This window comes from Chondrinema litorale, assembly GCF_026250525.1.
In the GTDB taxonomy this organism is placed as follows: Bacteria; Bacteroidota; Bacteroidia; order Cytophagales; family Flammeovirgaceae; genus Chondrinema; species Chondrinema litorale.
In genome coordinates, this window is sequence record NZ_CP111053.1 from 22,406 (window position 1) to 34,562 (window position 12,157).

Sequence of the window (12,157 nt, forward strand, 5' to 3'; positions counted from 1 at the left end):
TTAATCTTCAGGAAGTGATTTTTTGTGAGTTTGTCCGTCTATTGCCCAGAGAATTCCGCCAAGAATATGGTTTAAGAATGTTGGGTCTTCGTAATCTTCTGGACTGTGGCCTAATGAGGTGTACCATTCTCTGCCACCATCAAAATAGTGATACCACGATATTGGAAAGCTATTGCCAAAAACTTTTCCCGGATACTCACTTTTCTTCTCATCTTCTACAGTTTCCAAATCGGCTGCTAGTATCACATGGATATCAGGATTGAGATCGGTAAGATAATAGCATTCATCAGCTCTTGACCAATTGTTAGGAATAGCAGCCGTTGCAGGATGGTTGGCATCCAGAATTTTCATTCCGAATTCTTGAAAGTTGGCATGCCTGATAAATTTGCCACCTAGCATTTTCCAGAACCAAGGCCAGTCTCTTTCGGAACCACTTGCCGAATGAATACCCACAAAACCACCTCCATTTTGAATGTAGTGTTGCAATGCATCTTTTTGTGCTTGTGTATCAAAGATTTTGTTATTGGTATTTGAGAAAACCAATGCATCGTATTGTGCCAGATTTTCATCAGTAAAAACTTTAGGATCTTCGGTCGCATCTACTTCAAACAGATTTTCTTTACCCAGTTTTTTAATGGCTGCAATGCTGCTAGCAATGTTTTCATGCACATAACCTTCTCCGTTTTTAGTGTATAGCAGAATGCGTTTTGTGCTTTCTTTTTTGGTAGAAGTGAGTAGGGGTTCTACTTCAACTTTTGGTGGATGCGCATAATCGTACCAGTAACTTTCTGCGGTAGCTGCATCCATTTCTCCTTCAAAAGTGACCATTCTATACTTTAATGTATACTGCTTACCGGGTTCCATTTCCCAGTCACGATCCATGGTTGGGTTAAAGTTGAGGAAAACATTTTCTTTGCCATTGTTAGAACCTTCTGGCCAGATACGAATCATTTCTGGGTAATTGTAATTGCTAGGGTAGGTCATGAACAAAGCACCAGAATTGCCTGATTCTGTAGGACCAGAAATAATTACCCATCTGGCACGGGTAGAGTTTCCATCTTTCTTTTGTTTCCCTTGCGAAGTGAGTAAAGATACATTGTTATCATCCCAACTGGCTCTAGCTCTGTAACCAAATCCTTGATAGCGGTACTCAACCAAAGTGAGCGGGTTTTCAGTGCCACATCTATAAACAGAAGTAAAATCTACAACTATGTTATCGGAGTTTTGACCGGTATCCCAAATTTTTAACTGGTAAGTTTCCTTTAAAGCGGTTTCTTCTTTTTGGCGAGTAGAATCTTCAAATACAACATGATCTTGCGTAACTTCTAATTCTCCGAATACATCGCCACTATTAAATGCAGGCACTTCATTTACTTTAATGGTACCATGTGCTTTTATCAAATTCCAGAAATCAGTCTCTTTTCCTTTGTATTCTGTGTGTGTCCAAGGGTTCCAGATTCCATAGTGATGATAATGGTCATCTGGCTGAATACGTGTTAGAACACTGCCTTTTGGCGACCACAATGGATGGATGTAACCACCACGTTCAAATAATTCTGAAACACCTGCTGGTGGAGGAGTAATTGCGTAATGATAATTTAAAACAGGTTTGCCTCTACGTTTTACTTCTATGGCTTCCCCATTATTTTTTAGTGTGATGGCTTGTTTACTTTCATCTCCTTTTTTCTCCTGTACCAATTCGTAGATTCTTTTTGTATTGGCAGCAGATTCTCCTTCGAGTATCCAGTACAAACGCGGAGTGTAGGTTAAATCGAGCTGAGCAGCTACTGGTTTTCTTGTGCTTGTTGTAACTTCGTAAAGTTGTAGTGCATAGTCTTCTTGTTGCAGTGTGATGCCTTCAATTGAAGCACCAACTGGGGTGTTTTGCCTGTCTTTTTCGCCAATTTCTACAGTTAATCTGGCAAGTGTACGGGCATTTTGTGCTTGAATTTTAGTGGGAAAAATAGCTGTTATCAGCATCAAAATAAAGAAAATCTTGCTATCGGGCTTGGTGCCGACTTGTTTGTTTTGGGTGCTAAGGTTATTCATTTTCATTTACGCAATCGGTTGATATTTATAGTTTCGGTCATTAGAGTATTAGCTCTTTACGAAGTTATATTTATTTATTTTATTACGCAACCGGTTGCGTAAAATATTTTTAATTTGTAATTATGTTATAATATTGCAGTAGAGGACAGAAAGCGCATGAAAAAGCAGGTAAAGCACGTAACGATTTATGATATTGCCGCGAAAATGAAAATTTCTCCGGCGACAGTTTCCCGTGCATTAAAAGATCACTACAGCATTAGTAAGGAAACCACCAAAGCGGTAAAGAAGACAGCCAGAAATATGGGGTACTTGCCTAATACACTGGCATCGAGTCTGAGGAGTAATAAAACCAACACAATCGGAGTACTTGTTTCGCGGGTTAATCGGCCTTTTATTTCATCTCTCATTAGTGGGATAGAAGAAGTAGCAAATCTCGAAGGTTATAATATTTTTATCTCCCAATCGCTCGATTTGGAAGAGAAAGAAATTGGCAATGTAAAAGCCATGTTTTCGAGCAGGGTAGACGGACTCATTGTTTCGCTAGCGATGGAAACAACTAAGTTTGATCACTTTGAGATATTTACAGAGAGAAATATTCCTTTGGTTTTTGTAGATCGAGTGCCAGATGAGATTGAAGCCGACAAAATTGTGATAGATAATTTTGCTGCTGCTTTTGAAGTTACCGAACATTTAATTGAGCAAGGTTGTAAACGCATCGCACATTTTGGTGGAGCACAACATATTAATGTGTATCACGATCGAAAAAAGGGTTATTTGGCCGCATTACAAAAGCATGACTTACCAGTTGACGAAAAACTAATTACCTATTCTAATCTGGGTAAGGATGAAGGTTTCAGCATGACCCAGCAATTGTTGGAACTAGAAAATCCACCAGATGCTATTTTTTCAGCGAATGATACTGCGGCAATTAGTGCAATTCAGTTCGCAAGAGAAAAGGGGATTCATGTTCCGAATGAATTGGCTGTTGTTGGGTTTAACGACGACTATTTGGCATCCATTATTTCACCATCGCTTACTACAGTAGCACATCCAGCTTTTGAAATGGGAAAGATAGCGGCAAATCATTTACTAGAACAAAAAGATAAATCTGATCTGGTTGCTTCAAAAACAACAGTGCTAAAAACTAGATTTGTAATAAGAGAATCATCAGTTAGAGATAATAAATAGATCGGTGTTTATTAAAAATATTCATTGATTTTAGCAAAGGTTTGTACCTTCTCGGTGTATTTGCATTATATAAACAACAGGTTTGTTTTGAAAAAATACCGGAGATGCTTTACCGAATATTGTTTAACCTGATAAGGATTTCAGGTGTGTTAATTACATTATATCTCATTGCTGCATTAGTGCTATCACTAGTATGTATTAAAACTGAAAAAGATGCATGTCTTAAAGATCAGACAATATATGTAAAAACTAATGGTGTACATGCTGATATAGTGATTCCGGTAAATTGTTTGAGCGAAAACTTCGTGCAAAAACTCCAAATGCCTATTAAGGCTCAATACCTGTCGTTTGGTTGGGGCGATAAAAACTTTTACCTAAACACCCCAAGTTGGACAGACCTTTCATTTACTACTGCATTTGAAGCTTTGTTTATGCAAAGTGCTTCAGTAATGCATGTAACGGCTTACAAATGGAAAAATAAGCAGATGAGTACAGATTGGAAAGAGGTAAAGGTTTGTCAACACCAGCTAGATAAAATTATCAGACATATCTATACTTCTTTTAAAGATGAAAATATTTATGGCTTTGTGTCTATCAAAAATGCCAATTATCATAGTACAGATAAGTTTTTTGATGCTTATGGAAGTTATAATTGTTTTTACACTTGCAATACCTGGGTGGTAGACGGATTTCAAAAAGCAAATATTCCTGTAGCGATCTGGTCACCTTTTGATTTTGGTATCTTGTTTCATCTTTCAGACTAAGAATTCATCAAAAATTAGCTTATATTTTTCTTGATTTCTCTTTCCATCTGTGCCACATATTCTTATCGATAATTGAACAGAAACTGTTTTTTAGTTCTGGTTTTTTGTCTCTAACTTACTATCCCGTAAAGCTGTTTAATACCGGATATTTTTAACAACATGAAACAAATAACTTTTTACCTTAGCTTTTTGTGGCTCATGTCATGCGGAGTGCAACAATCGCAGCAAGAGCAAGCAATTTACAAAGACACTTCAAAATCTATAGATGAGCGAGTGGCAGATTTAATCTCTAAAATGACTTTGGAAGAAAAAGTCTCGCAAATGAGATATGATTCGCCTGCCATTGAACATTTGGACATACCCGCTTACAACTGGTGGAATGAATGTTTACACGGTGTGGGCAGAGCCGGAGAGGCCACTGTATTTCCGCAAGCAATAGGTATGGCAGCCATGTGGGATGCTCCTTTTATGAATCAGGTTGCGACTGCCATTTCTGATGAAGCCAGGGCCAAACACAATTATTTTACCCACTTAGGCCAGCGAGGCATCTACCAAGGACTTACTTTTTGGACACCCAACATCAACATTTTTAGAGACCCACGCTGGGGTAGAGGTCAAGAAACTTATGGCGAAGACCCTTATTTAACCAGTAGGTTGGCTGTCAATTTTATTAAAGGTTTACAAGGTGATGATCCTAATTATTTAAAAGTGGTGGCAACAGCTAAACACTTTGCCGTACACAGCGGACCCGAAAAAACCAGACACAGTGACAATTACCAAACCTCAAACAAAGATTTGTGGGAAACCTATTTACCTGCTTTTGAGGCTACTGTAAAAGAAGCACATGTGGCTTCGTTGATGTGTGCTTATAACCGTTACCGCGATGAAGTTTGTTGTGGTAGTCATTTGTTGCTAGATTCTATTCTTAGAAAGCAATGGAATTTTGATGGCTATGTAGTTTCTGATTGTTGGGCGATAGAAGATTTTTATGCCGAAGGTCACCACGAAGTAGTTGCAGATAGAAAAGAAGCATCAGCTCTAGCAGTTAAAAATGGGACAGATTTAAATTGTGGAAATTCATTTTTTCCGGGTTTAGTAGATGCAGTAGAAGCTGGAATTTTGCCAGAAGAAGAAATTGACAAAGCGCTTACTCGATTGATGCGAGCAAAAATGCAATTGGGTATGTTTAATCCTGAGCTAGATATACCTTATAACAAGATACCTTATGCAGTAGTAAGAAGTGAGCAACATCTCAATATGTCTCTAGATGCAGCAAGAAAATCTTTGGTATTATTAAAGAATGAAAACAACACATTGCCATTGAGCAAAGACCTGAAAAGGATTGCTGTAATAGGACCAACAGGAAATGATGAGCAGGTTTTGTTAGGTAATTATCATGGAACTGCTACCAAATATTTCACACCTTATCAAGCGATTAAAAATAAATTACCCAATGCCAGAGTCACTTATGATATGGGAAGTGAATTAGCTACAGGTTTCCCAATGCTTGAGCCAATTCCTGCAGCGTATTTAAGTAGTGAAGGCAAAAAAGGTTTGAAGGGCGAATACTTTAAAAGCAAAGATTGGACGGGTAAACCTGCCAAAGTGCAGCAAGATACTATCATCAATTTTAAATGGACATTAAAAACACCAGTAAGTGGTGTAATGGCCGATACTTTCTCTGTAAAATGGTCTGGTGACTTAACTGTTCCCGAAACGGCAACTTATCGTGTTGGCTTAAAAGCTGGCAACTTCGGTAGATTGACCATTGATGATTCTACTTATTTTGAATTCGAAAATGTGCACCATCCACTCAAACAATATGTCGATTTAGATTTGGAAGCAGGTAAAAGTTATAAGATCAATATTGATTATTTCAATTTCCTTACCGATCCGCAAGTGAGTTTACAATGGGCAAAATTGGGTAATGATTATTTGAGTAATGCCACAAAATCTGCTAGAGATGCCGAAGTGGTGGTTTTATGTTTAGGACTTTCACCAGATATTGAAGGAGAAGAAATGCCAGTTGCGCTTGATGGTTTTGACAAAGGTGATAGAAGCAAATTGACTTTGCCAGAACCTCAACTAAAACTGATGAAACAGATAAAGGCTTTGAACAAACCGACAATTTTGGTATTACTAAATGGTAGCGCTGTTGCGGTTAACTGGGCAGATGAAAATGTACCTGCAATTTTAGAAGCTTGGTATCCAGGTGAGTTAGGAGGTAAGGCTATTGCAGATGTGCTTTTTGGAGATTACAATCCGTCTGGTAAGCTGCCATTAACTTTTTATAAATCAGTTGATGACCTTCCTGCATTTAATAATTATGAAATGGCAGGCAGAACTTATAAGTACTTTAAAGGAGATGTTTTGTATCCCTTCGGTCATGGCCTGAGCTACACAAATTTTGCATATGAGAACTTGAAATTGCCAGAAAAAGTTAAACCAGATCAGTCAATTACGGTGAGTGTAGATGTGACCAATACCGGTAGTATTGATGGAGAAGAGGTGGTGCAATTATACGTAAGTGGAAAAGATGCTGGAAAACAATCAGCAATTAGGTCTTTACAAGGTTTTGCTAGAGTGATGTTGAAAGCAGGCAAAACCAAACAAGTAAATTTTCAGCTAAACCCGAAGCAGTATGCAGAAATTAAGCAAGATGGTTCTTATATGATCGAGCCTGGTTCAATTACAATTACTGTAGGAGGCAAACAACCCGGTTTCGAAGGAAATGCAGATGCCGCCACTACGCAAACCATTGAAGGTACCATTGAAATAGAAGGTGAAGCAGTAAAATTGGCAATGAATTAATTGCTAAAATATTAGAAATATAATAAGTCTTGTTAGCATTAGCTGGCAAAGCTTTTTTGTCGAAAAAGATAATTAAATAGTATTATTCCAAGAAAATCTATACACCTTTTGAGGTGTTTGAAGTTGATTAATTAAAAACTTTTTTAGGTAAGACATGAGTATTGAAAAAATAAATATAAGGAAATACTTCCCTCTAATTTTAAGGGGAATTTGTTGGCTGATTATTTTAAATTATATCATACTCATTTTTATGATGATCTATTACTATTATTTAGAGCATCCTGAATTTATAGGCTTATATTACTTGCCTGTAGATTTTTTTTCAGATTACATGTTGGAATTATATAGAGAAATCTTTACTGCTACTGTATTTTTAATTAGTGGTTTAGGTATCATTCTATTGAAAAAATGGGGTTGGTACTTGATAAATCTTCTCCATTTGATGAAGTTTTTATACTATGCTTATAACCTGTTCCTTTATAGGCTTAATCGAGTTTATGTTACTGAATGGAGTACTTTTTTAACAGAATTAGTCTTATCTTTTTTAATTGTTTTCTTAGTGAATAGCAAAGAGGTTAAGGCTAAGTTTAATATTAAACTTCCTTCTCGAATAGACTTTAGTTTTTAAATAACCTACCACTCCTTTACCTATTCATCCACTTACAGAAAAATCGGTGTTAAAAATCCTTATTAGTTTTACAAAAGTTGAATAAATACTTAGATTTATTTTACAATTGTTGAACAAATAGATTTTATCCTGATATGGGAAGTCATTTAGGAAATTTAGAAGAAATGGTTTTGCTCGTTGTCGCCATGATGCATGAGGAGGCTCGGCATGAAAATGCATATGGAGTGAGCATTACCGATGAGTATAACAAACAAGCAAATAGTGATATTTCGCTGAGTGCAGTGCATACGGTATTGCGCAGGTTAGAGAAAAAAGGTTTTATAGAATCTTATATGGGTGGTGCCACACAAGATAGGGGTGGTCGAAGAAAGCGCTTGTATAAAATTACTCGCTACGGCTACAATACTTTGCAAGAGATGCAAGAAAATCGCCAACGAATATGGCAGCAAATTCCTAAAATCAGTTTTGGCTAAAGATGGTTGACTATGGATCAGAAAGACTTTAATACCAGAGATATACAACCTCCTGTTTGGGCAAATCGCTTTTTAAAATGGTATTGTGCTCCCAATTTGCTCGAAGAAGTTGAAGGAGATATCTACGAAATGTTTTATCGTCGGTGCGATGAGCAAAGTAGCAAAAAGGCTAAAAGGATGTTTGTTTGGGATGTGCTGCGATTTTGCAACTACTCCACGATCAAAGGAAATAGAAAATTTTTTGAAGCTTATAACCCAAATGCAATGTTTAAAAATTACTTCAAAGTTTCTCTCAGAAATTTGCTGAATGAAAAGCTATATACAGTAGTAAACCTAACCGGACTTTCTATCGGTTTGGCTTGTGCTATTTTAATAGGCTTGTTTGTAAAAGATGAATGGTCGTTTGACAAGTTTCATTTAGAATCGGATGATATTTTTAGAGTTTGGGTTAAAGAAGATCATGGCAATAATGAAATATATTTCAATTCATTTACTCCTCCTGTACTTGGCACAACTTTAAAAAATGCATTGCCAGAAGCTGCACAAGTAGTAAGAATCAATGTCTTAAGTACGCTGGTAAAAAGAGGTGAGTTTAATGATTCTGAGCCAGTATTAATCGCAGAAGATGGTTTCTTTGAGATGTTCGATTTTAAAGTGAAAGAGGGAAAAGCGAGTAATTTACTAAGTGAGCCCAATTATGTGGTTTTATCAGAAAGTATGGCTAAAAAGTATTTTGGAGATGTCGATCCTTCTGGCGAATTGATTACTATCGAGTTTGGTGGCGAAGAAAAACCCTTTACAGTTTCGGGAGTTGTAGAAGATGCACCGGTTAATTCGAGTATCAAATATCAATTAATCGTGTCGTATGAGAATTTTGAACAGTATTCAACCCAAAGGCAAAAAGAAAGCTGGTATCATGTAAGTATAGAAACATATGTGTTAACTCATCAGGGAACTTCGCCATCGGAAATTACGAGCAAAATAGAAGCGATTATTAAAGAGCAATTAGGTGATCGCTATCCGCAAAATGGCTATTTTGTCGGCTTGCAACCACTTACAGATATTCATCTCAATAGCGATATTCCAGTAGGTATAGCTCCTGTTAGCGATTGGAAATACAGTTACATTTTGGGTACAATTGCCATGTTTATTTTGCTTGTTGCAGCCATCAACTTTATGACACTTTCCATTGGTAGGTCTTTAAATAGAGCAAAAGAAGTTGGAGTAAGAAAAAGTATTGGTGCCACTAGAAAACAAATTATCATACAATATTGGAGCGAAGCAGTGCTAACTGCCTTTTTTGCCATGCTTTTAGGAATTGTATTGGTTTCTTTAAGTTTGCCTACTTTCAATACTTTTACATCTAAAAGTCTGTCTTTATCTTTTTCAATTGAAAATGTCTTGCTCATACTTTTAATTACCCTAGTAACAGGTTTATTATCAGGTATTTACCCCGCATTGGTACTGTCAGGGTTTTCTCCGGTATCGGTGTTAAAAGGTGCTGCGGGTAGTGTTTTTAATAGGAAAAATAACGATTTGTTTAGGAAGCTAATGGTCGGTTTACAGTTTGTACTTTCTGTTATATTGGTTTCAGGCTCATTAATTATGCGGGAGCAATTGCAGTTTCTCCAGAATAAAAGTTTGGGTTATAATCAAGAACAACTGATCGTAATTCCTCAAAATGCAAATGCAAATGGTTTTAGAGAAATCATTACGAATGGAATGGAAAGTGGTAAGCTGTTGCAAAAAGAATTGGAAAAAATTCCTGATGTAAAAGTAGCGACAACTTCTGTTCACTCATTTAATCAAAACGGCTGGCTGGCTTTAGGTTACGAAAATGCAGCGGGTATTATTAGAGAATTCAATTTGAATGTGATAGATGAGAAGTATCTGCAAGTACATGATATTGAATTATTAGATGGAAGAAATTTTTCAGAAGAAATTCCGAGTGATAGTAAAGGGGCGATACTGATTAATGAAAAATTAGCTAAAACGTTTGGTTGGCAAGTGGGTACACATCCCGATCAGTTTCCAGATTATGAGATTGTTGGCGTGGTAAAAGACTTTCATTTTACTTCTTTGTATTCTCCTATTAAAGCAGCAATGATGGTGATGAACCCAATCGGCATTCTAGATAACATCAACAATATTGAAGGAACAAGCTCTATCACTCCTAAAGTTACAGTAAAACTGCAAACAAATAATTTTGTATTAGCATTAGACAAATTGGAAACGGCTTATCACAGTGTTTACCCAAACCTTATGTTTAATTTTGTTTTTGTAGATGAGGCACTTAAGCAAATGTATGAAAGGGAGCAGCAAATGGGTAACATTCTTAACTATGCAACTACATTAGGTTTGTTAATAGCCTGCTTGGGTTTATTCGGCTTAATTACTTTGGTGGTAAACAAAAGAGCCAAAGAGATTGGCATTAGAAAAGTACTAGGTGCGCCTGTGTTTTCAATATTGATACAAATATCAAAAGAGTTCGTGTGGATAGTGTTATCAGCATTATTAATTGCTACTCCACTTACTTGGTATATTATGGATCAGTGGTTGATGGACTTTAGTTTTAGGATAGATATTAATCCATTGGTATTCGTAGTTGCGGGCGTAATTATGCTAGCCGTAACATTTATCACAATTAGTTATCATGCTTATAAAGCAGCGAAATTAGATCCAGTTAAAACTTTAAAAATGCAGTAAAAGAGCTATATAAATAAAAAAGGTGTACATATCATCAATAATGTACACCTAAATATAGTCTGCTTTCTGGGCTAGACTAATTGGCTTTCTCTCAGAATCTGTTGTGCTTTTTCCAAGATTGTTGTGTCGTCAATGTTTACTATACCACCATCAGGTCCGGGTTGTTTATGGATTCCAGCAATGTCGTTACCAGAATGAATATCTGTACCTCCAAAATAATTCCTTACATATTGTTCGTCAATTTCTAGATCGTGTGCAATTTTAGATATACTGCCGTGCGGTAGGCTATGCTTTATCTCGCGTAATTTATTGAATGTAATATTCATGATAGATGGGGTTATGTTAAAAAAAAGTAATAAAAGAGTTATAAAAGAGTGTAGCAAATTTGACTACATTCTTTTAGGCTATAGGTATGCATTTGTTAGCCTGAATCCGCGGAATTATTGCTCTTTTAAAGCTGATTTAAGCTAGTAAAGAAATTCCTTTTATCAAAATTTTTTAAGATAAAAGTAAGACTGCCAAAGCAGATTTTTTTACGAATAATTAGCTAAGTCAGCAATGTGATTTTAACGAGGATTTTAAATAAAAATAGTATAATAATTATCTTTAATTACTTCTATAACTGCTTGCTTTCGGAAGATCAATTTTAAAGTACTGATCGAGTACCTCAATTTTTGGAGATTGTTCTGGGTATAGATAGCAGAGCAAATATTCTCTTTTATCACCATAATACATTTTAACTTTATAAGTACCTTCTTGCGAATCTCTTTGGTTTATAAATTCAACATTTTGAATTTGAAAAGCAGTTCCTCTATCTATGGTTCTTTCATTTGAAGAAATATGGAGTACTAATGACAAAGATTTGAAACTATCATTTAGATAGTGCTTAGGGCTACCAATCTCGACTACACTGTTATAAGCCGGAACATTAAGTTTTTCTCTAATAGTAAGTACCGTACCTTCTGGTAAATTTTGGAGAGGGTTGTCTAAGCCCTGGCTAAAAGAAAATTGAACGGCTATGATGAATAGAAAAAATGATAAAAAATGTCTTTTCTGCATATTTCAGTTAAGTTTTACTGTCGATTTCTAATAACAATATAATATCAAAATCGGTCATTTGTACTCGTAATTCAATCATAATAAATGTGAACATACATACTAAACCTATTACCGATTGATATTTTGAAGTTTCTTACGGAATAGATATGCTTTAGTTAGCTGATTATTGATAGTAGTAAAGGAAATAATGCGCATTTAAAAACTATTAACATTACTATCTTATTCGGGTAAGTCTAGTATTGTGCTTAAAATATTTATTTGAAAAGCTCTAGTTAAATTGAGATGTTTAAATGCTAATTCATCCCAATTTAGACTGCATTTTAGGTTAATCTCCAAGCATTTCGGATTTTTTTTTAATTTTTTTTATCCTTTTTACAGCAATTGATTTTAAAATTTAATATCTCATTTTTTAGTTTTTGCCTAACAAAAAAATTCGAAATCAGATTATGATTAGTGTTTATAATGTTTAACAAATCCTA

The 12,157-nt window shown here is 35.8% G+C and carries 9 protein-coding genes; 6 read left to right on the forward strand and 3 right to left on the reverse strand.

The genetic code is table 11. The features are described 5' to 3' along the window. A complete protein-coding gene (locus OQ292_RS32180) occupies nt 1–2,055 on the reverse strand; it encodes a ThuA domain-containing protein (protein ID WP_284688399.1) in 2,055 nt (684 codons plus the stop codon). Between the two features lie 150 nt (nt 2,056–2,205). Here OQ292_RS32180 and OQ292_RS32185 point away from each other — a divergent pair, with 150 nt between their 5' ends. The 6 genes from OQ292_RS32185 to OQ292_RS32210 all read left to right on the forward strand — a co-directional run bounded on the left by OQ292_RS32185 (nt 2,206) and on the right by OQ292_RS32210 (nt 10,619). Continuing rightward, nucleotides 2,206–3,237: a LacI family DNA-binding transcriptional regulator gene (locus OQ292_RS32185; protein WP_284688400.1), complete on the forward strand. Its 1,032-nt coding sequence runs from the start codon at nt 2,206–2,208 to the stop codon at nt 3,235–3,237. A 104-nt stretch (nt 3,238–3,341) separates the two neighbouring features. Continuing rightward, nucleotides 3,342–4,001: a TIGR02117 family protein gene (locus tag OQ292_RS32190; protein ID WP_284688401.1), complete on the forward strand. Its 660-nt coding sequence runs from the start codon at nt 3,342–3,344 to the stop codon at nt 3,999–4,001. 159 nt (nt 4,002–4,160) lie between these two features. After that, nucleotides 4,161–6,812: a glycoside hydrolase family 3 C-terminal domain-containing protein gene (locus OQ292_RS32195; protein ID WP_284688402.1), complete on the forward strand. Its 2,652-nt coding sequence runs from the start codon at nt 4,161–4,163 to the stop codon at nt 6,810–6,812. A gap of 250 nt (nt 6,813–7,062) precedes the next feature. Continuing rightward, a complete protein-coding gene (locus tag OQ292_RS32200) occupies nt 7,063–7,440 on the forward strand; it encodes a hypothetical protein (RefSeq protein ID WP_284688403.1) in 378 nt (125 codons plus the stop codon). 134 nt (nt 7,441–7,574) lie between these two features. Further along, entirely contained in the window at nt 7,575–7,913 is a 339-nt protein-coding gene (locus tag OQ292_RS32205; protein WP_284688404.1) for a PadR family transcriptional regulator, read from the forward strand. Between the two features lie 12 nt (nt 7,914–7,925). Then, nucleotides 7,926–10,619, forward strand: coding sequence for an ABC transporter permease (locus OQ292_RS32210; protein WP_284688405.1), 2,694 nt, complete (start codon nt 7,926–7,928; stop codon nt 10,617–10,619). A gap of 71 nt (nt 10,620–10,690) precedes the next feature. Here OQ292_RS32210 and OQ292_RS32215 read toward each other — a convergent pair whose 3' ends face one another. After that, nucleotides 10,691–10,945, reverse strand: coding sequence for a DNA-binding protein (locus OQ292_RS32215; protein ID WP_284688406.1), 255 nt, complete (start codon nt 10,943–10,945; stop codon nt 10,691–10,693). Between the two features lie 280 nt (nt 10,946–11,225). Continuing rightward, nucleotides 11,226–11,678, reverse strand: a complete 453-nt coding sequence (locus tag OQ292_RS32220) for a hypothetical protein (protein ID WP_284688407.1) — start codon at nt 11,676–11,678, stop codon at nt 11,226–11,228. Nucleotides 11,679–12,157 lie beyond the last annotated feature (479 nt).